At 60.8% G+C, this 20,384-nt stretch carries 20 protein-coding genes; 14 read left to right on the plus strand and 6 right to left on the minus strand.

Translation table 11 applies throughout. The features are described 5' to 3' along the window. The first annotated feature begins 93 nt into the window (after window positions 1-93). The 9 genes from QCE79_RS27150 (at window position 94) to QCE79_RS27190 (ending at window position 10,665) form a co-directional block, all read left to right on the plus strand. Window positions 94-747, plus strand: coding sequence for an RNA polymerase sigma factor (locus QCE79_RS27150; RefSeq protein WP_250467091.1), 654 nt, complete (start codon window positions 94-96; stop codon window positions 745-747). Beyond that, the gene (locus QCE79_RS27155) at window positions 737-1,492 is read left to right on the plus strand and encodes an anti-sigma factor (protein WP_244829638.1); all 756 of its coding nucleotides are present in this window, start codon (window positions 737-739) and stop codon (window positions 1,490-1,492) included. The genes QCE79_RS27150 and QCE79_RS27155 overlap by 11 nt, the downstream gene beginning before the upstream one ends. Window positions 1,493-1,836: 344 nt before the next feature. After that, a complete protein-coding gene (locus QCE79_RS27160) occupies window positions 1,837-3,057 on the plus strand; it encodes an ABC transporter substrate-binding protein (protein ID WP_404989441.1) in 1,221 nt (406 codons plus the stop codon). Between the two features lie 90 nt (window positions 3,058-3,147). After that, window positions 3,148-4,020, plus strand: coding sequence for a branched-chain amino acid ABC transporter permease (locus QCE79_RS27165; protein ID WP_250526729.1), 873 nt, complete (start codon window positions 3,148-3,150; stop codon window positions 4,018-4,020). 10 nt (window positions 4,021-4,030) lie between these two features. Next, on the plus strand, window positions 4,031-5,974 hold the full coding sequence (locus tag QCE79_RS27170; RefSeq protein WP_244829641.1) for an ABC transporter permease subunit: 1,944 nt from the start codon (window positions 4,031-4,033) through the stop codon (window positions 5,972-5,974). Window positions 5,975-6,024: 50 nt separating this feature from the next. Beyond that, on the plus strand, window positions 6,025-6,759 hold the full coding sequence (locus QCE79_RS27175; RefSeq protein ID WP_250467084.1) for an ABC transporter ATP-binding protein: 735 nt from the start codon (window positions 6,025-6,027) through the stop codon (window positions 6,757-6,759). Window positions 6,760-6,839: 80 nt separating this feature from the next. After that, a complete protein-coding gene (locus QCE79_RS27180) occupies window positions 6,840-7,676 on the plus strand; it encodes a shikimate dehydrogenase (protein WP_244829643.1) in 837 nt (278 codons plus the stop codon). Between the two features lie 68 nt (window positions 7,677-7,744). Then, the gene (locus QCE79_RS27185) at window positions 7,745-9,751 is read left to right on the plus strand and encodes an acyl CoA:acetate/3-ketoacid CoA transferase (RefSeq protein ID WP_309849154.1); all 2,007 of its coding nucleotides are present in this window, start codon (window positions 7,745-7,747) and stop codon (window positions 9,749-9,751) included. A gap of 257 nt (window positions 9,752-10,008) precedes the next feature. Further along, window positions 10,009-10,665: a peroxiredoxin gene (locus QCE79_RS27190; protein WP_244829646.1), complete on the plus strand. Its 657-nt coding sequence runs from the start codon at window positions 10,009-10,011 to the stop codon at window positions 10,663-10,665. 59 nt (window positions 10,666-10,724) lie between these two features. Here the strand turns inward: QCE79_RS27190 and QCE79_RS27195 are convergent, their stop codons facing one another. Next, window positions 10,725-11,198 (minus strand): ferritin-like domain-containing protein, encoded by a 474-nt coding sequence (locus tag QCE79_RS27195; protein WP_309849157.1) that lies wholly within the window; start codon window positions 11,196-11,198, stop codon window positions 10,725-10,727. Window positions 11,199-11,347: 149 nt separating this feature from the next. Next, window positions 11,348-12,046, minus strand: coding sequence for a FadR/GntR family transcriptional regulator (locus tag QCE79_RS27200; RefSeq protein ID WP_244829648.1), 699 nt, complete (start codon window positions 12,044-12,046; stop codon window positions 11,348-11,350). Between the two features lie 474 nt (window positions 12,047-12,520). On the opposite strand from QCE79_RS27200, the gene QCE79_RS27205 reads away from it, so the two are divergent. The 3 genes from QCE79_RS27205 to QCE79_RS27215 all read left to right on the plus strand — a co-directional run bounded on the left by QCE79_RS27205 (window position 12,521) and on the right by QCE79_RS27215 (window position 14,319). Continuing rightward, window positions 12,521-13,414 (plus strand): 2-dehydropantoate 2-reductase, encoded by an 894-nt coding sequence (locus QCE79_RS27205; RefSeq protein WP_309849160.1) that lies wholly within the window; start codon window positions 12,521-12,523, stop codon window positions 13,412-13,414. An 82-nt stretch (window positions 13,415-13,496) separates the two neighbouring features. Further along, the gene (locus QCE79_RS27210; protein ID WP_244829652.1) at window positions 13,497-13,835 is read left to right on the plus strand and encodes a DUF4148 domain-containing protein; all 339 of its coding nucleotides are present in this window, start codon (window positions 13,497-13,499) and stop codon (window positions 13,833-13,835) included. A gap of 106 nt (window positions 13,836-13,941) precedes the next feature. Next, complete coding sequence (locus QCE79_RS27215) at window positions 13,942-14,319, plus strand: DUF427 domain-containing protein (RefSeq protein ID WP_309849164.1); 378 nt, start codon at window positions 13,942-13,944, stop codon at window positions 14,317-14,319. 3 nt (window positions 14,320-14,322) lie between these two features. Here QCE79_RS27215 and QCE79_RS27220 read toward each other — a convergent pair whose 3' ends face one another. Beyond that, complete coding sequence (locus tag QCE79_RS27220; protein ID WP_309849168.1) at window positions 14,323-15,216, minus strand: LysR family transcriptional regulator ArgP; 894 nt, start codon at window positions 15,214-15,216, stop codon at window positions 14,323-14,325. 96 nt (window positions 15,217-15,312) lie between these two features. Here QCE79_RS27220 and QCE79_RS27225 point away from each other — a divergent pair, with 96 nt between their 5' ends. After that, on the plus strand, window positions 15,313-16,431 hold the full coding sequence (locus QCE79_RS27225; protein ID WP_309849171.1) for an aminotransferase class I/II-fold pyridoxal phosphate-dependent enzyme: 1,119 nt from the start codon (window positions 15,313-15,315) through the stop codon (window positions 16,429-16,431). A gap of 5 nt (window positions 16,432-16,436) precedes the next feature. On the opposite strand, the gene msrA is transcribed toward QCE79_RS27225, so the two are convergent. Genes msrA through msrB form a run of 3 tightly spaced genes read right to left on the minus strand, consistent with a single transcriptional unit; the run spans window position 16,437 to window position 19,514 of the window. Beyond that, window positions 16,437-17,150, minus strand: a complete 714-nt coding sequence (msrA, locus tag QCE79_RS27230) for a peptide-methionine (S)-S-oxide reductase MsrA (protein WP_309849174.1) — start codon at window positions 17,148-17,150, stop codon at window positions 16,437-16,439. Between the two features lie 17 nt (window positions 17,151-17,167). Further along, window positions 17,168-18,973 (minus strand): cytochrome c biogenesis protein DipZ, encoded by a 1,806-nt coding sequence (locus QCE79_RS27235; RefSeq protein WP_309849177.1) that lies wholly within the window; start codon window positions 18,971-18,973, stop codon window positions 17,168-17,170. Between the two features lie 43 nt (window positions 18,974-19,016). Beyond that, the gene (gene msrB, locus QCE79_RS27240; RefSeq protein WP_309849179.1) at window positions 19,017-19,514 is read right to left on the minus strand and encodes a peptide-methionine (R)-S-oxide reductase MsrB; all 498 of its coding nucleotides are present in this window, start codon (window positions 19,512-19,514) and stop codon (window positions 19,017-19,019) included. A 153-nt stretch (window positions 19,515-19,667) separates the two neighbouring features. On the opposite strand from msrB, the gene QCE79_RS27245 reads away from it, so the two are divergent. Continuing rightward, complete coding sequence (locus QCE79_RS27245; RefSeq protein WP_244829660.1) at window positions 19,668-20,381, plus strand: response regulator transcription factor; 714 nt, start codon at window positions 19,668-19,670, stop codon at window positions 20,379-20,381. Window positions 20,382-20,384: the final 3 nt, after the last annotated feature.

Genomic DNA, 20,384 nt, shown 5'->3' on the forward strand with positions numbered 1-20,384 from the left:
GCGGGAATAAATCGCGCCCAGGGCGAGTACATGTGACGAGGGCGTTGCAAGGTAATGAAAACGTCGAACCCTGTTCCCAAGGAGACCCGCGCGATGTGGCCCAGGTCGAAAGCAGATAAGTCCGCGGAAAGCCGAACACAGGCGGCGGGCGTGGACGCGCGTTTCGAGGCGACATTCATGCCGCATCTCGATGCCGCGTACAACCTCGCGCGCTGGCTGTCCGGCAGTCCGAGCGACGCCGACGATGTCGTGCAGGAAGCCTATCTGCGCGCCTTTCGTTTCTTCAGCGGCTTCGAGGAGGGCGAGGAAGCGAACGCGCGTGCATGGCTCTTTGCCATCGTGCGAAATACGTGGTTCACGGAATGGCGCCGCCGCGTGCAACTCGCCGACGCGACGCCCTACGACGAAGAAATCGCCGGGGAGCAAGCGCTGCCCGGCTGGTCCGAGGAAGCGGGCATAGACCCGGAAACGCTTGCGGTACGCAAGGACGAGGTGCATATCGTGCATCGCGCACTCGAAACCTTGCCCATTCCGTTTCGTGAAGTGCTGGTCCTGAGAGAGCTGGAAGACATGAGTTACAAGGAAGTGGCCGCCGTGACGGGCGTGCCGATAGGAACGGTGATGTCACGGCTCGCGCGCGGCCGCAAGTTGCTGGCGCTCGCCGTGCACGCCGCGCAGGACAAACCGGGCATGCGGCTCGTGCGTCGCACGGGGCCGGGTCTTGAGGAGTCGGGCAATGGACAATAACGACACCGCCTCGCTCGCAACGAGGCTCATCGACGGCTCGCTGACTCATCGCGCGCCCGCGCATTTGCGTGCTCAGGTGCTCTCGCGCATCCGGGCCGAAGCGGAAGACGTCAAGGTGCGGGAACGCGCGCGCGAACGAAACCAGCAGGACGAGCAGAGCGAACGCTCGGCCCGTTCATGGCGATGGTTCGCCACGCCCGTGCCGTTCTTCGGCGGCGCGTTCGCGGGCGGCACGCTGGCCGCGCTCGTGCTCGGCGCGATGCTGTGGTTTCAGGCCGTGCCGCATGGCGTGAGTGGTGCGGGCGATCCGCTTGCACAGGAGATCGTCGCGAGTCACGTGCGTTCACTGATGTCGGACCGGCCTATCGACGTGCTGTCGAGCGACAAGCATACGGTGAAGCCGTGGTTCAACGGACGTATCGACTATGCGCCGCCCGTCATCGATCCGGCCGGGCCGGGATTCGCGCTGGTCGGCGGCAGGCTCGATTACGTCAATCATCGGCCGGTGGCGGTGGTGGTGTATCGCTATCTGAAGCATCCGATCGACGTGTACGTGTTTCCCTCGGGCAAGGGCGGCGCATCGCTCGATACGAAGGAAGGGGCGGCGGCCGTCACGCAATCCGACGACGGTTATGCGCTCGCACGCTGGAATCGCGACGGCATGACCTTCTGGGCCGTCACCGATGCCTCCGGCTCGGTCATGCGTCAGTTCGTGCAGGCTATCGAGGCAGGCTCGCCACGTTAAGCCGGGCCGCGATCAAACGAGCAATCGTGCGCAAGTTGCGCGCGGCGTTCCTTAGGGAAGCCGCGCGTTTTTTTGCGGCACGCGCTGATGCGCTTACGCATCCGCAATCTACCTGACTAAGGGTTTATTCCATCCCGTCTCACATTACGTCGCGTCGGGAGTGCGCTAACGCTCGTGCTGTTCGGGTATGTCCGAATATGGTCTGATCCTTACAATTTTCTAATATCGATCACCGCATTCGTAAATTGCCGTTCGAGCGATGCACCGAAACGAACGAGCGGCGAGGGCATGCGCAAAGCCGACCTCATCACATAACGATTCAAGCGACGGAGACAGATATGGGCATGCAGATGAAGCGCATCGCAGGTGCGCTCGCGTTCGGCGTCTTTGCATTGAGCGCGAGCCTCGCGCAGGCCGCGGACCCGATCAAGATCGGCGTGGACGGTCCCTTTACCGGCGGTTCGTCCTCGATGGGCGTCTCCATGCGCGACGGCGTGCGTCTCGCCACCGCCGAGATCAACAAGTCGGGCGGCGTGCTGGGACGGCAGATCGTGCTCGTGGAACGCGACGACGAAGCGAAGAATGAACGCGGCGTGCAGATCGCGCAGGAACTCATCAACAAGGAGAAAGTGGTCGCGGTCGTGGGCTATATCAACACGGGCGTGGCGCTCGCCTCGCAACGCTTCTTCCAGGAAGCGAAGATTCCGGTCTTCAACAACGTGGCGACGGGCACGGTCGTGACGAAGCAATTCGACGATCAGCCCGACAACTACGTATTCCGCAACGCCGCCGCCGACCGCATCCAGGCGCCGATGATCGTCGAGGAAGCCATCACCAAGCGCGGCTTCAAGAAGGTCGCCATTCTCGCGGATTCGACCAACTACGGTCAGCTCGGCCGCGAGGATCTGGAAAAGGCGCTGTCGGCCAAGGGCGTGAAGCCCGTCGCGGTCGAGAAGTTCAACATCAAGGACGTCGATATGACGGCCCAGTTGCTCAAGGCGAAGGAAGCGGGCGCGGAAGCGGTGCTGACTTACGGTATCGGGCCGGAACTCGCGCAGATCGCGAACGGCATGGCCAAGCTCGGCTGGAAGGTGCCGCTCATCGGCAGCTGGACGCTTTCGATGGCCAATTACATCGACAACGCGGGTAACAACGGCGAAGGCGCGCGCATGCCGCAGACCTTCATCCAGGAAGCCAACACGCCCAAGCGCAAAACCTTCATCGACGCTTACGTGAAGGAGTTCAAGCCGAAGAGCGATCGTATCGATTCGCCGGTGTCGGCGGCGCAAGGCTACGACTCGATCTATCTGCTCGCGGCGGCCATCAAGCAAGCCGGCTCGACCGATGGTCCGAAGGTGAAGGAAGCGCTGGAAAACCTCACGACGAAGGTCGAAGGCGTGGTCATGGTCTACGACAAGCCCTTCACCAAGACCGATCACGAAGCGATCAGTTCGAACGTTCCGGTGATCGGCGAAGTGAAGGCCGGCCGCGTGATCTACGCCTACGACGCGGACAAGAAAGGCGGCAGCACGCTTCGCACCAAGCAGACGACGGCGTCGAACTAACGCCGTGCCGCCGCTGTTGTCTCTCCAGGGCCCGGTCGCAGATCGGGCTCTTTTTCAATCGAGCATCCTCCGCCGCCCTGACGCCCGACGATGATCCTTCTCCAGCTCATATATAGCGGCATCGCGCTCGGCATGATCTACGCCGTCATCGCCTTCGGCTATCAACTGACGTTCGCCACTTCCGGCACGCTGAACTTCGGCCAGGGCGATGCTCTCATGCTCGGCGCGCTCGTCGGCCTCACGCTCGTTTCGGCGGGCGTGAACTACTGGCTCATGATCCCGGTCGTGTGTCTTTTCGGGCTCGTGCAGGGCGCGTTCGTGGAGCGCATCGGCGTGCGGCCCGCCATCAAGATCAAGTCGGAGTTCGGCTGGATCATGTCGACCATCGCGCTCGGCATCATCTTCAAGAACGTCGCGGAAAACGTCTGGGGCCGCGACGACCTGCGTTTTCCGTCGCCCTTGCCCGAAGCGCCGCTCAAGGTGTTCGGCGCAAACGTGTTGCCGATGGAACTGCTCGTGGTCGGCGGCGCGCTCGTGATGATGCTCGCGGTGGAGTTCTTCAACCGCAAGACGATCTTCGGCAAGGCCGTGGTCGCCACCGCGAACGATCGCGATGCGGCCGCGCTGATGGGCATCAACACGGGGCTCGTCATCACGTTCTCGTATGCGTTGTCGTCGCTGACGGCGGCGTTCGCAGGCGTGCTGATCGCGCCGCTCACACTTACCGGCGCGACCATGGGCGCGGTGCTCGGCCTCAAGGCGTTCGCTGTCGCGATCATCGGCGGCTTGTCGAGCGGCATGGGCATCATCGTCGGCGGAATGATCCTGGGTATAGCGGAGACGACGACGGGCTTCTATATCTCGACCGGCTACAAGGACGTGCCGGGACTCGTGCTGTTGCTGATCGTGCTTGCGGTGAAGCCTGCGGGCCTCTTCGGCAAGACCGCGATCAAGAAAGTCTGAGGCCGCCTACATGAAAGCAAAGAACATAGTCGCGGCGCTCGCAGGACTCGCCGCAGTCGCGATCTTTCCGGTGGTATCGGGCAATCCGTATTACATCCACCTCGTCGAAACCATCATGATCTACGCGATCCTTCTGTTCGGGCTCGATATCGTGGTGGGTTACACGGGGCAAGTGTCGCTTGGCCATGCGGGGCTCTTCGGCGTGGGCGCTTATACGGCAGGCGTGCTTTTCATCAAGCTCGGCTTGCCGTTCTATCTGACCGCGCCGCTTGCCATCGTGGTGACGGCGGCTTTCGGCGCAATATTGGCGTTGCCCGCGTTGCGCGTGTCGGGTCCGTACCTCGCCATGGTGACGCTCGCGTTCGGCACCATCATCCAGATACTTATCAACGAGATGGACTTCCTCACCAATGGTCCGATGGGTCTCAAGATTCCCAAGCCGACCATTGCCGGTCACAAGCTCGACGAAATCCAGTATTACTGGCTCGTGGCGGCACTGTTGGTGGTGTCGCTGATCGTGGTGCATCGCGTGCTCAAGTCGCATCTCGGGCGCGCCTTCGAAGCCTTGCGCGATAGCCCCATTGCGTCGGATTGCATGGGCGTGTCGGTGTATCGGCACAAGGTCTATGCGTTCGTCATCAGCGCGGGATTCGCGGGGCTCGCGGGCTGTCTCTACTCGTACTCCGAGCAGTACATCTCGCCGAACACGTATAACTTCGAGCTGACCATTCTGTTCCTGCTCGCCATCATCATGGGCGGGCGCAAGACACGCACGGGCGCGATCATCGGTTCGACGGTGATCGTGCTGTTGCCGAAGTTGCTCGACGACATCTCCAACTTCCGCGTCGTGGCAACCGCGCTTGCGGTGCTCGTCGTTGCGGGCGCGGCGCTCGCCCTGGCTCGCAAAACCACGACGCTGCAACGCGTGGCGATTCCCGTCATCGGTACAGCCGGTCTTGCGGCGTTTTCCTTCTGGATAGAAGCGCTCACCGACTGGCGTCTCACCATCTTCGGCCTGATGATTCTGCTCGTCGTGTATTACCTGCAAGATGGCATTGTCGGCTTCGTGCGCAAGACGCTCAATCTGGGCCGCGTGCGCGTGACGAAGGTCGACACGCAGGAACTGGCGATGCAGACCCAGCAGGACGACGCCGTCGCCGCCGTCACGACCGAAGGAGCAAGCACCATTCTCGACGTGCGCGGCGTGCTCATGCAGTTCAGCGGTCTCAAGGCGCTCAACGATGTGAACATGACGGTCAGGCGCGGCACCATCCATGGCCTGATCGGTCCGAACGGTTCGGGCAAGAGCACGATGATGAACGTGCTCACGGGCATCTACGTGCCGACCGCGGGTGCAATCGAGTATCGAGGCGAGTCGCTCGCGGGACGCACGTCGTCGAAGATCGCGCTGTCGGGCATCGCGCGGACCTTTCAGAACGTGCAGCTCTTCGGCGAGATGACGGCGCTGGAGAATGTGCTCGTCGGCCTGCATCACACCTTCCGTTCGAACTTCGCGGATGTAGGTTTGATGAGTGCGCGCTACAAGCGTGAAGAACGCGCGGCGCGCGAACGGGCGTTCAATATGCTGCGCTTCGTCGGACTCGAACATGCAGCGGCCGAGGAAGCGCGCAATCTTCCATACGGCAAGCAGCGTCTGCTTGAAATAGCCCGCGCGCTCGCGCTCGATCCACAACTGCTGCTGCTCGACGAACCCGCTGCGGGCCTGACCGCGCCGGATATCCGCGAACTGGTCGCGATCATTCGCAAGGTGCGGCATCACGGCATTACCGTGGTGCTCATCGAGCATCATATGGATGTGGTCATGAGTGTTTGCGACACGGTTTCGGTGCTGGATTTCGGGCAGAAGATCGCGGAGGGCAAGCCCGCCGAAATACAGGCCAACGAGAAGGTGATCGAGGCTTACCTCGGCGGACAAGCGGCGGAAGCCGTCTGAACGCAACGCGCCAATCACGCCAACCCGATCATCCGACGAAGCGACACGCGATGCTGACAATCAAGAATCTCCACGCAGGCTACGGCAAGGTCAAGGTGCTGCACGGCATCAGCCTGGATGTCCCGAAGGCGAAAGTCGTCACGCTGATAGGCTCGAACGGCGCGGGCAAGACGACGACCATGCGCGCCATCTCCGGCATGATCCGGCCGACGGAAGGCGAGATCACCATGGGCATCGGCAGCGACGCGAAGCGCATCGACGCCATGGATTCACACAAGATCGCGCGCCTCGGCCTTGCTCATTCGCCGGAGGGAAGACGCGTTTTCGCAACCATGTCGGTCACGGACAATCTGCTGCTCGGCGCGTTTCCGCGCTTGACCTGGGCGCGTCCGAAAGGCGACGTGGCCGCCGATCTCGAACGCGCCATCGAACTGTTTCCGCGCCTTAAGGAGCGCCGCAATCAGCTGGCGGGCACGCTTTCGGGCGGGGAACAGCAAATGCTCGCGATGGCCCGCGCCATCATGCTGAACCCCGACCTCGTGTTGCTCGATGAACCTTCGATGGGCCTTGCGCCCATTCTCGTCGATGAAGTCTTCCGCATCATCGCGCGCCTGAAAGACGAGGGCGTGACCATGCTGCTCGTCGAACAGTTCGCCGCCGCCGCGCTCAACGTGGCGGACTACGGCTACGTGCTCGAGAACGGCCGCGTCGCCACGCACGGCCCCGCTGAGCAATTGAAGAACGATCCTTCGGTCAAGGCGGCCTATCTCGGCGCGAGCCATTAAAGAACCGCGGGCAGGCAAGTCGCACTATCATGGAGGCGTCGCGCGCACCGTTGCGCGCTCATCTTCGAAGGAGCGTCGCCATGATCAGCGGCAAGACCACCGTAATTGCCCATCTCGGCTTTCCGACCGAAGCGTTCAAGGCGCCGATGATCTACAACCCCTGGTTCGACAAACAGGGCATCGATGCCGTGGTCGTCCCCATGGGCGTGAAACCGGAAGATTACGTCGCTTTCGTGCCGCAGTTGTTCAAGCTGACCAACCTGCGCGGCGCGCTCGTCACCATGCCGCACAAGATCACGACCGTCGGCTTGATGGACGAAGTGAGCCCCACCGCGCGCATTGCGGGCGCATGCAACGCCATTCTCAAACGCGAAGACGGCACGCTGCTCGGCGACCAGTTCGATGGCGCCGGCTTCGTGCGCGGCGTCGAACGCAAGGGCCGCGCGTTGAAGGGCGCGCGCGTTCTGGTGCTGGGCAGCGGCGGCGTGGGCTCGCCGATTGCGGCTTCTCTCGCGGCGGCGGGCGTGGCGGAACTCGCCATCTTCGACACCAACACCGCTTCGGTCGAAGGGCTCGCCGGGCGTTTGCGCGATCACTATCCGGAACTCATCGTGCGTACGGACACGAGAGATCCCGCAGGCTTCGATGTCATCGTCAATGCAACGCCGCTCGGCATGAAAGAGAGCGATCCCTTGCCGTTCGATATCGATCGCATCGCGCCCACGACCTTTGTCGGCGAAGTGGTGATGAAGTCGGAGTACACGCCGCTCTTGCGCGCGGCCAAGGACAAGGGCTGCTCGGTGCAGGTCGGCACCGACATGCTGTTCGAGATGATCCCGGCGTACCTGGAATTCTTCGGCTATGGCACGGCGACCGCCGACGAATTGCGTGCCGTCGCCCAGATCAAGTACGCTTAGACGCAGAAGACGAGCGCGCGCGCGCGAACACTGACGCGCGCCGGGAAAGACTCAAGCGAGGAGACGCCATGACCGCCAGCAGCGCACCGACACGCCATCCGTTTCCCTCGTCCACGCGGCTTGTCGAGCGCGGCAAGATCGTCACCGCGCGCGAGGCCGTGCGCCTGATTCATGCGGGCGACACCATCGCGACGAGCGGCTTTGTCGGTATCGGCTTCGCGGAGGAAGTGGCGATTGCGCTCGAAGCGCGCTTTCTCGAAGACCACGCCGAAGGCAGCGAACCGGTTGCCGATCTCACGCTCGTGTATGCCGCAGGTCAGGGCGATGGCCGTGGAAAGGGCCTCAATCATCTCGCGCACGAAGGGCTCGTCAAGCGCGTGATCGGCGGTCACTGGGGACTCGTGCCGGGGTTGCAGAAGCTCGCCATCGATAACCGCATCGAAGCTTACAATCTGCCGCAGGGCGTGATTTCACAGCTCTTTCGCGATATTGCCGCGCATCGGCCGGGGCAACTCTCCACGGTCGGCCTCGGCACTTTCGTCGATCCGCGCAATGGCGGCGGCAAGCTCAACGCGCGCACCACGGAAGATATCGTGCGCGTCATGTCGATCGACGGCGCGGAGTATCTGTATTACAAGACCTTCCCGATCGATGTCGCCATCGTGCGCGGCACCACCGCCGATCTCAACGGCAACGTCACGATGGAAAAGGAAGCGCTCACGCTCGAAGCGCTCAGCATTGCGATGGCCGCGCGCAACTCTGGCGGTATCGTGATCGCACAGGTCGAGCGGCTCGCGGAGTCCAATACCCTCAACTCGCGGCAGGTGAAGATTCCCGGCGTCATGGTCGATTGCGTGGTGGTGGCGAGTTCCGACAATCACTGGCAGACCTTCGGCGAGCCTTATAGCGCGGCTTATTCGAGCGAACTGCGGGTTGCGGCAAGTTCGGTTGCACCCATGGCGCTGACCGAGCGCAAGATCATCGCGCGGCGCGCCGCGTTCGAATTGATGGCCAATAGCGTGGTGAATCTCGGCATCGGCATGCCGGAGGGCATTGCAAGCGTGGCGAACGAAGAGCAGGTCATCGACCTCTTCACGATGACGACCGAACCCGGCGTCATCGGCGGCATTCCCGCAGGCGGACTCAATTTCGGCGCGGCGACCAATACGCAGGCAATCATCGATCAGCCGTATCAATTCGACTTCTACGATGGCGGCGGACTCGATATCGCCTTCCTCGGCCTTGCGCAGGCGGACCGCGACGGCAATCTGAACGTGAGCAAGTTCGGGCCGAAACTCGCGGGCGCGGGCGGCTTCATCAACATCAGCCAGGCGGCGAAGAAAGTCGTGTTCGTCGGCACGTTCAACGCAGGCAAGCTCGATGTCGGCTTGGAGGACGGCAAGCTCGTGATTCGCCACGAAGGCGATTGCCGCAAGTTCGTCGATGCCGTGGAGCATCGCACGTTCAGCGGCCGATATGCGTTCGAGCGCGGGCAGACGGTGCTGTATATCACCGAGCGCTGCGTGTTCGAATTGACGCAAGACGGGCTCGCGCTGATCGAAGTGGCGCCCGGTGTAGATATCGAGCGGGACATCGTCGCGCAGATGGGTTTTACGCCGGTGATCGACGCGCCGCCGCGCCTCATGGACGAACGCATTTTCCGCGATACGCCCATGGGATTGCGCGATACGCTGCTCGGTCTGAACCTTGCGGAGCGCTTCAGCTACGACGCGCGCAAGAACCTGTTCTTCATCAATTTCGAAGGGCACGAAGTGAAGAATCTTGGCGATGTCGAAGCTATTCGCCGCGAAGTTGCCAAGCAACTGGCGAACGCAAAGGTGCGCCCACATGCCATCGTCAACTACGACAATTTCTCGATTCGCCCCGATATGCTCGATGCCTATTCGGAGATGGTGACGAAACTCGTGGGCGACCACTACGACGGCGTCACGCGCTATACCACGAGCAGTTTCCTGCGCATGAAACTCGGCGATGCGCTCAAGCGTCGCGGCGTCGCGCCTTATATCTACGAAAGCGCCGAGGAAGCGCGCGATCACGAAAGCCGCCAGGCTTGAAGCGGTTATTAGCTTATATCGGCTCGTGATAAACACTTTAGGAACGCACGTTCGCCGTTCGATTGGGACGCCTTTGCTTGCGCACAGATAACCAAAGCTTGAAAACGTCGATGAGCGACCATCGGCCGCCGCGCGAGGAGAATCGCAAGCACACTATAATCATCGAGTGAATTGCGCATTCGTATCGAAAGCCGTTTCGTCACGGTCATCACGACGAGCGAGGCGCGCTTCGAATTACTTCAACACGGAGATCAAACATGTCCATCCGCATTGGCGACGAAGCCCCCGATTTCACCGCGGAAACCACCCAAGGCACGATTCATTTCCATGAATGGATTGGTGACAAGTGGGCCATTCTGTTCTCGCATCCGAAGGACTTCACGCCTGTCTGCACTACCGAGCTCGGCTACATGGCAAAGCTCAAGCCCGAGTTCGACAAGCGCAACACCAAGGTCATCGGCCTTTCCATCGACCCGGTAACGAACCATTCGCAATGGGCGAAGGACATCGAGGAAACGCAGGGCACGGCCGTCAACTATCCGATGATCGGCGACGCGGACCTGAATGTCGCGAAGCTTTACGACATGATTCATCCAAACGCGAGCGGCGGTGGCCCGCGCACCGCGGTCGATAACGCGACCATTCGCGCGGTGTTTCTAATCGGTCCGGACAAGAAGATCAAGGCAACCTTTACGTACCCGATGAGCGCGGGACGCAACTTCGACGAAGTGCTGCGCCTGCTCGACGCACTGCAACTCAACGCGAAGCACACGGTCGCCACGCCGGTGAACTGGAAACCGGGCGAAGACGTGATCATCCCGACTTCCGTGTCGGACGATGACGCCAAGAAAAAGTATCCGGAAGGCTTCAAGACGCTCAAGCCATATCTGCGCACGGTCGCGCAGCCGAAATAAACACACGAGCCGACACCGCGCTGGCTGCATGCATGTGGATGCGGCCGGCGCGTTTTCTTTTATGCGTGTCCCGTTCGCCGTTCGGGCGCGGTATCCACTTCACCGGGACGGCGCAACATCTTGTCCACTTCCCCAGCGTGCAGTTCCTCGGTTTGAATCATCTGTCGCGCATATTCTTCGAGCGCGACCGACCGACCTTCCACGATCCTCAGCAGATCGCGATACAGATCCAACGCGAGTTTTTCCGATTGCAGCGATTCGCGCAAAATGGTCGCGATATCGAACGTATGGTTGTCGAGCAACGGACCGATTTCAAGCGACGGATAGGCCCCGAGCGTGGTGATCCATTCGCCCGCCTGATGCGCATGCAGTAACGATTCGTCCGCCTGTTCGCGCAGCCACGAGACGATCGGTATCCGGCCGAAGCCGAAGACCAGGAAGGAGTAGTGGGTGTATCGCACGACGCCCGCCAGTTCGGATTCGAGAATCCGGTTGAGCACGCCGACGACTGCTTCCTTATCGAGTTCCGCCATGTTTGCCTCCGTGTTTCCAGTATGGAACGCTCAGCGTGAAAAGGGCATTCACCCATTGTAGTCACGCCGACGCCGTATGTAAGCCGCACGAATCGCGCGCAAGATACGGTCCACGGGAAGGCAACGGCTTTCGAACTTCCTGCTATGCCTCAGACGGTCTCTTCCAGCCAGACCGACGCCGCACGCGAAAGCACCTGCGACATGGCGGAGCGCGCGCCTTCGCCATCGACGGTCTCGATGGCACGCACGACCTTGCCATAATCGCCGAGTTGCGCATCGGTGGAGACAGTCTGCGTGCGAACGGTTGCCTTCATCGCACGGATGCCGACGCGCACCACGCAACCCATTTGCTGCAACAGTTCGTCGCCACTGGCTTCGATGATGGCGGCTTGCAACGCTTCTTCAGCGGAAGATTGCAGGCTTTCCGAAGGGCCTGCATGGACGAGCCGCTGAAAGGCCGCGTTGATGCCAATACGCTGATGCCGGTTCGCGCGTATGGCGGCGAGCGCGGCAGCGGGCGGATCGACGAGTGCGCGAAACTCGATCAGACGGCGCATGCATTCCTGATCGGGCATGGCGCGCAAACGCCAGTCGGCGACTTCTTCATCGAACACGAGCCATTCTTTCGCGGGCTTGATACGCGTGCCGGTCTTGGGCCGCACATCGAGCATGCGTCGCGAGATCAGAATGCTGAGCGCCTCGCGCATGATGGTCCGGCTTACCCCGTGCTTCTTCGAAAGAATCACTTGCGGAGGCAATACGTTGTCCTTGTATTCCCCGCTGACGATGCTCGCGACAAGCTGATTCACCACGCGCTTGACGAGCGATGTTTCATATCCATGATTCATGTTTTTGTTCTCGTGAAAACGCCCAAGCCTCTGCCGCGCCTCGCCCGTCGCCGAGCGGCTTGCCGCTTTGCTTTTTGTTTCTGCTCTCGGTACCACTCTTCGTTGGGTGATCACGGCTTCTTCGCCGCAACCTGGTCTCCCCGTTATCAGCCATCCCGTAGCGGTCGTCCTTTTATGAACAGCATCGTCGATCCGCTTGACGGAGCGTATCTCCCGCACATACGTTTTAACAATATGGTTCATCACGAAAACGACTGACTATAGTGCGTCCGCACACAGTGTTTTTCGCGCAAGCGTTTGCGAGGAACAGCGTGTCGGCAAGCTCGATGCGGTCTGCGAAGCATTCGAGTGGCTTGCCGCCATGTATCGACATGGAACGCCAACGCTTGCCGATGTGTTATTTTCCGAACCGATAGACGCTGCATTTGCTCGGCGTCACCGGTCAACGACAACGCAACAGAGCGAGGAAAGGACATGAAAGTAGCCGTCATGGGCGCAGGCGCGGTGGGCTGCTATTACGGCGGCATGCTCGCGCGCGCGGGTCATGAGGTCGTGCTGATCGCGCGGCCGCAGCACGTCGAGGCTATTACGCGCGATGGTCTGCGTCTCGAAACACAAACCTTCGATGAACGTGTGCAGCTTGCGGCAAGCACCGAAGCGAGCGCAGTGCGAGGAGCGAAGCTCGTGCTGTTCTGCGTGAAGTCCACCGATACCGAAAGCGCCGCCGCGTTACTCAAACCGCATCTCGAACGCGATGCGCTGGTTTTGTCGCTGCAAAACGGCGTCGAGAACGCCGAGCGCTTGCGTGAGTATGTGCCGCAAGAAGTGGCGGCGGCCGTGGTCTATGTCGCGTCCGAAATGGCAGGGCCAGGACATATGAAGCACCACGGGCGTGGTGAACTGGTGATCGAGCCATCGAGTACGAGCGAAGAAGTCGCGCACGCCTTCGTGGCCGCTGGCGTGCCCACCGACATCTCCGACAACGTGCGCGGCGCGCTGTGGGTCAAACTCGTCTTGAACTGCACCTACAATGCGCTTTCAGCGCTTTCGCAATTGCCTTATGGACGCATTGTGAAGGGCGAGGGCGTGACGCGCGTCATGCGCGATATCGTCGATGAATGCACGGCCGTCGCTCGTGCCGAAGGCGTGATCTTACCTGGCGATGTGGATGCGGCCGTGCGCCGTATCGCGGAGACCATGCCGAACCAGTTTTCGTCGACGGCTCAGGACGTGATGCGCGGCAAGCGCAGCGAAATCGACCATCTGAACGGGTTGATCGTGCGACGTGGCGATGCGCTCGGTGTAGCGACGCCAGCTAATCGCATGCTGCATGTTTTGGTGAAGCTCGTGGAGAGCAAGGCAGATTGAATGCCGAAGGGAGCCAGGCACGCCTGATGCTCAAATGTAGCAGGCGCAGAACTGTCAGCGCTACAACTCCCGGAGGTTCACCATGAAGTCGATCATCAAAGTCGTGGCCGTTGCTGCCGTTGTGGTGGCGCCGGTTCTTTCTTTCGCTCAGTCGGACACCAATTCGGCCGTGACGCGCTCGCAAGTCAAGCAAGACCTGCAACAGGTCGAAGCGGCGGGCTATAACCCCGCGGCAGGCGACCGCACGACGTATCCGGCCGATGTACAGGCCGCCGAAGGCCGCGCCGCGCGCCAGAATGGTGCAGCGTCGGCCAACGATAGCGCTTATGGCGGCTCGGATTATTACCGCGCATCCACCGGCTCGCGCGCCATGCCGCCCGTAAATAACGACGGCTCCAAGCCGACCTATTTCGGCCACTAAGCGATGCTCGCGGTAGCGCTCGAACGGCGCTACCGCCGTCCGTTTCTGCGCGGTTCATACAACCGCGCTACCATGGCTTTCCCCTCGAAAACGGCAGGAAGAAGCCATGGAACGTACCGTCAAGATTCCCGGTCCCGATCATCCGATTACTGTCCAGCCCAGTCCCGCGCATGTCGTTGTGAAGGCGGGTGGCCGCGTAATCGTCGATACCAGCAAAGCGCTATCTTTGCGCGAAGCTTCATATGGCGAGGTGCTTTATCTGCCGCGCGATGACGCCGACACGTCGCAACTCACGCGCACTTCGCACGAGACGTACTGTCCTTACAAAGGCGTTTGCAGCTACTACAGCATCACGAGCCTGGGCGAAAAAGGCGTCAACGCCGTTTGGACCTACGAGCAACCCTACGATGCCGTCGCCGGTATCAAGGACCATCTCGCGTTTTATCCCGACCGTGTCGATTCCATCGAAAAGCAGGGCGCTTAAGACTCAACTCAGCGACGACTTCGCCCGGGCGCGTAGCTCGGCGGTGAAGTCGTCGAGCCAGCCCGAGGCCAAGCGCCAGCTTTGCCAGTAAAGATCGATATCGAGTCGCGTCCCCGACACTAGCTCGACCAGTTCGCCACTTTCGAGCCGCGACTCGACCAGCCGCTGCGGGCACATGCCCCATGCAAGTCCGGACGTGCACGCGCGCAGGAAACCTTCGCCGTGCGGAACGAAATGCGCGGGCGGTGCAATATCGGCACGAGCAACGCGGCGAACAAAGCGCTTTTGCAATTCGTCCTTCTCGTTGAAATTCACACACGGCGCGCGACGCAATGCCTCGCGTGTCAGTCCTTCCGCGAAATAGCGCTCGAAATAACCGGGCGAACACACAGCCCGATAACGCATGCGACCAAGCTTGACCGACCGCCAGCCCGGTGCGGCATCGGCTTGCGTGGTGACGGCGCCTTGTACATCGCCCGCACGGATACGCTCTGCGGTGTGATCCTGATCGTCCACGACCACATCGAGCAACAGCGCACGTTCGATGCAGAAGTCAGCGGTGGCGTCGATGAACCATGTGCTCATGCTGTCGTCGTTCACCGCGATGCGCAGCCTGGCGCGGCTCCCGCTCGTCGTGCCGGGTAGTGTGGGCATGCGACCGCCCAGTTCGGCTTCGAGCAATTGCACGCGTTCGGTATGGCGGCACAATAGAGCGCCTGAGGAGGTTGCCTCGCACGGCTGTCCGCGTCGCACGAGCAGGCTGCCCACGCGTTCTTCCAGCAACTTCACGCGCTGCGAGACGGCCGAAGGCGTGACGCTCAATAACGCTGCCGCGCGCTCGAACGAACCGGTGCGAACGACCGCGAGCAAGGCATCGAGCGAGGCGTAGTCGAGCATTAGCGTTCCTTAATCGAACTTAGAAAGATTAGCTGGCTTCATGGGCTTTTACTGCGAGAGACTACGGCTTTCGTCGACCATGATCAAGCCCACGCCATGAATCCCACACCTTTCAAGCTGGAACGTTACTTCGCACAGCACGAATTCACCGCACGGCATTTGCTGTGCAGTTCCGATCCCGAATCGATGTCGGTGCGTGACCTGCTCGCGCTCGAACCGCAAGCAAGCGACGGCTTGTTCGATACCTGGCTCGGCTACACGGAATATCCGGGCGCACCGGACTTGCGAACCGAGCTGGCGGCCATGTATGAGTGCATGGATGCAAGCGGGATCATCGTGCATACGGGCGCTCAGGAAGCGATCTTTTCGTTCATGAACACGATGCTTGAGGCGGGCGATCATGTCATCGTGCACATGCCCGGCTATCAATCGCATTACTCGGTGGCTGAAGCGCTGGGCGTAAGCGTATCGCCGTGGCGAGCAAACGAAGCGGGCGGCTGGGCGCTCGATCCGGCCGATCTCGAAGCGCTGCTGAAGCCGCAAACGCGCGCCATCGTCCTTTGCTCGCCGCACAATCCGACCGGGTATCTGCCATCGCGCGAGGTGTTCGACGCTACCGTTTCGTTTGCGCGCAAGCACGGACTGTGGCTCTTCAGCGATGAGGTCTATCGCGGCCTCGAACACGACTGTGCCGACCGCCTTCCCGCAGCATGCGATGTCTACGAGCGTGCAATCACGCTCGGTGCGTTATCGAAGACGCATGGACTGGCGGGCTTGCGCATCGGCTGGATCGCAACGCAAAGCACCCAAGTGCTGCAACGCATGAGCGTCTTCAAGGACTATCTGACGATTAGTAACAGCGCGCCGAGCGAGTATCTTGCAACCATCGCCGCGCGTCATTCGGACACGCTCATCGAGCGGAATGTTTCTATCGTCCGTGAAAATCTACGGGTGCTTGATAAATTCATGGCACGCCACGCCATGAATTTCGAATGGCATCGGCCGCGTGCGGGCACGATCGGCTTCGTGCGGCTCAGTCAGGAGCGCGCCAGCAGTTTTTGCGCCGAGTTGCTGCAGGACACGGGCGTGCTGCTGCTTCCTTCGACCTTGCTCGATTACGGCGACGCACATTTTCGCATTGGCTTCGGCAGGCGGAATATGCCTGCCGTTCTCGATTACGTCAACGCCTGGCTCGAAACGCGCGCACCGTGCTAAGACGTTTATTTCGATGCGACCGCCACGAGCACCGCGTCGTTTCTATAAGCCTGCGGGAATAATTGCTTGAGATTTCCCACCTTAGGCAGATCGTTAATCGCTATATACGTGCTTTCCTGATGTTCGGTCAAGTAATTCTGGTGGTAAGCCTCGGCCGGATAAAAGCCTTTGTAATTCTCGACATGAGTCACGATCTTGCCGGAATAAACATGCGCCGCATCGAGTTGCGCGATATATGCGGTAGCGACATCGCGCTGAGTCGTATTTTGCGGAAAGACTGCCGAGCGATATTGCGTGCCGTGATCCGGTCCCTGATAATTCAACTCGGTCGGGTTATGCGCGACCGAAAAGAAAATCTGCAAGAGCCGGCCATAAGTCACTTCGGCAGGATCGTAGGTTATGCGCACCGACTCCGCATGGCCCGTATCGCCTTCGCTTACGCGCTCGTATTGAGCGGTATCGGCATTGCCGCCCGTATAGCCCGAGACGACTTCCTTAACGCCACGCACGTGCTGAAACACGCCTTGCACGCCCCAGAAGCAACCGCCGGCAAATACCGCCGTCTCCGTGTGGGTGGCGCCTACGCTCTCGTCATGCGCGGGTGCAGGAATGACCTTGGCGTCTTCACTCGAATGCGCGGTTTGCTGCAACGCGAAAGCACCTGCAGCCAGCGCAGCCACGCTAAGGGCCTTGCCTGTCTTGCTGAATTTATTCGCCATGATGGCTCCTCGATGAATCAACCGAAGGTGAAGGCATAAGCCTCGACACCCGAATCCAGAAATTCGATGCTAAGGGTGCGGTCCTTGACAGGGCCCGCTTGCCGCACGAGTTGATAAAGGCGCTCTTGCGTCACGGTACCACTTCCATCGGCTGCGACATCGCTACCATGCGAAGCACCGGGAGGCGCGCCGTCGATACTGACGCGAAAGCGTACGGGCTTGCCATCCGGCGAAGGCCCGAGCACGAGATGCAGATCGCGTGCATGGAAGCGATAAACGATTCGTCCCGACTTGCCCGCGAGCGTCGCGTGCTCGGAGCCGATCTTCCACGGGCCGGCAACACCCCAGTCGTTCACATCGAGCGCCTTGGGCGGGGCATAGTCATGCACACGATCCTGCGTCTGGCCGCCAGGCGACATGAACTGCTCGGCGCGCGCATAGCCAATATAAGTTTCGGGTGAGCGCACGTCCGCGTTATCGGCTTGCATCATCGCGCCTTGTGCCGCGATATCTTCGTTGGTGTCAAGCTGCTTCGCCACGGGCGCATTACCGTGACCCGCTTCCGCCAGCAACTGGCGGATCACCTCTTCCGAATGTGCATAGTCGCCCTCGCCGAAGTGGTGATAGCGGATCTTGCCCTCGGTATCCACGAAATAATGCGCCGGCCAATATTCATTGTTGAGCGCGCGCCAGATCGCAAAGTTATTGTCAATGGCTACCGGATAGTCCACACCCAGGTCATGCACGGCTTTCTTCACGTTGTCGACGTTTCGTTCGAATGCGAACTCAGGCGCATGCACACCGATCACCACGAGCCCTTGGTCACGATACTTTTTTGCCCACTCCTTCACATAAGGCAAGGTACGCAGGCAATTGATGCATGAATACGTCCACACGTCGACGAGCACGACCTTGCCGCGCAGCGCGTCCTTCGTGAGCGGCGGCGTGTTGAGCCATTGCACCGCGCCATCGAGCGAGGGCAGCGTGCCTTCCACGGGCAACGAAGCCGTCGGCGCAGTCGAAGGCGCCGCGCTCGCGCGCATCATGCGCGGTGCATCGGCATCGGCAGTGGTATTAGCGGCTTTCATGGCGTTATTGCGAGGCGAAAGCCGGTCGACCAGCTTTTGTTCGATGCCCGCCGTCGCTACTGTCGATACCCTTGCAAGCACGCCCGTATCGAGGCCCAATGCGATAGCGGCGACGCCTGCAAGCATCGCGACGCCGATGCCGCGCCGTATCCATTCGCCCGCGCCAAGCGAACGCTTCATCGCGGCAAACACGCGGCCACCGATGAGCAGCGCGACGGCAAGCGAAGTCGCGGCGCCCGCGGCATAAGCGAGCAGGAGCAGCGTGGTGCCTACGCTTGCGCCGTTCAATGCGGCACCCGTCAACACGAGTCCGAGAATGGGACCTGCGCACGGTGCCCACAGAAGACCCGTTGCGATGCCAAGCAGGAACGAGCCGCCGAAGCTCGCCTTGCCATCGCCGCGCTGGGCGAAAGCCGTCAGTCGGTTACCGGCGCTGACGAGCGGATGCATGATGCGATCGGCCAGGCGCGGCAACAGTAAAGCAAGTCCGAACACGGCGAGAAGTGCGATGGCGGCCCAGCGTCCATATTGATTTGCTTGCGTGGCCCAGCCGCCGCCAAGCGCGGCGAGTGTCGCCACCAACGCGAACGTGATGCCCATGCCGAGCAGCAACGGCAAGCCGCTTTTAACAAACGGCTGATCCGCGCGAGAAAACACGAAGGGAAGGACAGGCAGGATGCACGGACTGAGTATCGTCAGCGCGCCGCCGAGATAGGCAAGAACGATGAGCAGCATGGTCGTGTCTTTTTAGAAAGTTAATAAGCGTTGAGGTGGCCAATCAAGCAGTGCCAGCGGTGAACTTCATCGCGACGCCGTTCATGCAATAGCGCAGACCGGTCGGCTTAGGTCCATCGTCGAACACGTGGCCCAGATGTCCACCGCAGCGGCGGCAATGCACTTCGGTGCGCAAGACGCCGAACGAGCCGTCCTGCCGCGTGGCAATAGCGTGATCGAGCGGCGCCCAGAAGCTCGGCCATCCGGTGTGACTTTCGAATTTGGTGCTTGAAGAGAACACCGCAAGGGCACAACCCGCGCACGAGAAAGTGCCGGCCCGATGCTCGCCATTCAACGGACTCGTGTAGGGCCGCTCGGTGCCTTCGCGACGCAGGACGTCGTATTGCATGGAATCGAGCATGCGACGCCATTCGTCGTCGCTATGCGAGATTTCGAACTTTTCTTGCGGCGAAGGCGCGGCCAGCGCACGCAGACGGCCCGTCAACGCAAACGCGGCTGCGGCAGCGGTGCCTGTCAGCAGAAAGCGGCGGCGGTTTAGCATGATGTCTTTTCCTTCGCTCGATCAGATGAGGCCCATCTTAGGCGTGCGCGGCTTACCGAGTCCTCACCGAAAGTTAAATTAAATGTGATACTTGGCCGCGCCGCTTTTCTGCACAATATCCGGGCTAGCGCTTTAATTCTTTTGCATTTCCTCATGGACCAACCTAAACGCATTTTGATCGTGGAAGACGACATGCATATCGCCGATGTGCTGAGCCTGCATCTGCGCGACGAGCGCTATGAGGTCGTGCATTCCGCGGATGGCGCCGAGGGCTTGCGCTTGCTCGAACAAGGCGGGTGGGATGCGTTGATTCTCGATCTGATGCTGCCCGGCGTGGATGGCCTCGAAATTTGCCGGCGTGCGCGCGCCATGACGCGCTATACCCCGATCATCATTACTAGCGCGCGTTCCAGCGAGGTGCATCGCATTCTCGGTCTCGAACTCGGTGCGGACGATTATCTTGCCAAGCCTTTTTCGGTGCTTGAACTGGTGGCGCGAGTGAAGGCGCTTTTGCGTCGCGTGGATGCAGTCGCCAAGAATTCGCGCCTGGATACAGGCCGTCTCGAGGTCGCGGGTATCGCTATCGATCCGCTTGCGCGCGAAGCGTGGGTAGATGAGCTGCGCATAGAACTGACACCACGCGAATTCGATTTGCTTTATTACTTCGCCCAGCATCCCGGTAAAGTATTTTCCCGCATGGATCTGCTCAATGCGGTTTGGGGTTATGCGCATGAAGGCTATGAGCACACGGTCAATACGCATATCAACCGCTTGCGCGCCAAGGTCGAAAAAGATGCCACCGAGCCTGCTCGCATCGTGACCGTCTGGGGACGCGGATACAAACTCGCGACGGACAGCGCATCGTGAAGT

Origin of the sequence: Caballeronia sp. LZ003 (assembly GCF_031451465.1) — a bacterium.
GTDB lineage: Bacteria > Pseudomonadota > Gammaproteobacteria > Burkholderiales > Burkholderiaceae > Caballeronia.

Coding starts and splice junctions, on each gene's coding strand:
- QCE79_RS27245 (WP_244829660.1), top strand. CDS start 19,668: ATGGACCAACCTAAACGCATTTTGATCGTGGAAGACGACATGCATATC.
- QCE79_RS27150 (WP_250467091.1), top strand. CDS start 94: ATGTGGCCCAGGTCGAAAGCAGATAAGTCCGCGGAAAGCCGAACACAG.
- QCE79_RS27190 (WP_244829646.1), top strand. CDS start 10,009: ATGTCCATCCGCATTGGCGACGAAGCCCCCGATTTCACCGCGGAAACC.
- QCE79_RS27215 (WP_309849164.1), top strand. CDS start 13,942: ATGGAACGTACCGTCAAGATTCCCGGTCCCGATCATCCGATTACTGTC.
- QCE79_RS27170 (WP_244829641.1), top strand. CDS start 4,031: ATGAAAGCAAAGAACATAGTCGCGGCGCTCGCAGGACTCGCCGCAGTC.
- QCE79_RS27180 (WP_244829643.1), top strand. CDS start 6,840: ATGATCAGCGGCAAGACCACCGTAATTGCCCATCTCGGCTTTCCGACC.
- QCE79_RS27185 (WP_309849154.1), top strand. CDS start 7,745: ATGACCGCCAGCAGCGCACCGACACGCCATCCGTTTCCCTCGTCCACG.
- QCE79_RS27225 (WP_309849171.1), top strand. CDS start 15,313: ATGAATCCCACACCTTTCAAGCTGGAACGTTACTTCGCACAGCACGAA.
- msrB (WP_309849179.1), bottom strand. CDS start 19,514: ATGCTAAACCGCCGCCGCTTTCTGCTGACAGGCACCGCTGCCGCAGCC.
- QCE79_RS27205 (WP_309849160.1), top strand. CDS start 12,521: ATGAAAGTAGCCGTCATGGGCGCAGGCGCGGTGGGCTGCTATTACGGC.
- msrA (WP_309849174.1), bottom strand. CDS start 17,150: ATGGCGAATAAATTCAGCAAGACAGGCAAGGCCCTTAGCGTGGCTGCG.
- QCE79_RS27160 (WP_404989441.1), top strand. CDS start 1,837: ATGCAGATGAAGCGCATCGCAGGTGCGCTCGCGTTCGGCGTCTTTGCA.
- QCE79_RS27165 (WP_250526729.1), top strand. CDS start 3,148: ATGATCCTTCTCCAGCTCATATATAGCGGCATCGCGCTCGGCATGATC.
- QCE79_RS27195 (WP_309849157.1), bottom strand. CDS start 11,198: ATGGCGGAACTCGATAAGGAAGCAGTCGTCGGCGTGCTCAACCGGATT.
- QCE79_RS27175 (WP_250467084.1), top strand. CDS start 6,025: ATGCTGACAATCAAGAATCTCCACGCAGGCTACGGCAAGGTCAAGGTG.
- QCE79_RS27220 (WP_309849168.1), bottom strand. CDS start 15,216: ATGCTCGACTACGCCTCGCTCGATGCCTTGCTCGCGGTCGTTCGCACC.
- QCE79_RS27235 (WP_309849177.1), bottom strand. CDS start 18,973: ATGCTGCTCATCGTTCTTGCCTATCTCGGCGGCGCGCTGACGATACTC.
- QCE79_RS27200 (WP_244829648.1), bottom strand. CDS start 12,046: ATGAATCATGGATATGAAACATCGCTCGTCAAGCGCGTGGTGAATCAG.
- QCE79_RS27155 (WP_244829638.1), top strand. CDS start 737: ATGGACAATAACGACACCGCCTCGCTCGCAACGAGGCTCATCGACGGC.
- QCE79_RS27210 (WP_244829652.1), top strand. CDS start 13,497: ATGAAGTCGATCATCAAAGTCGTGGCCGTTGCTGCCGTTGTGGTGGCG.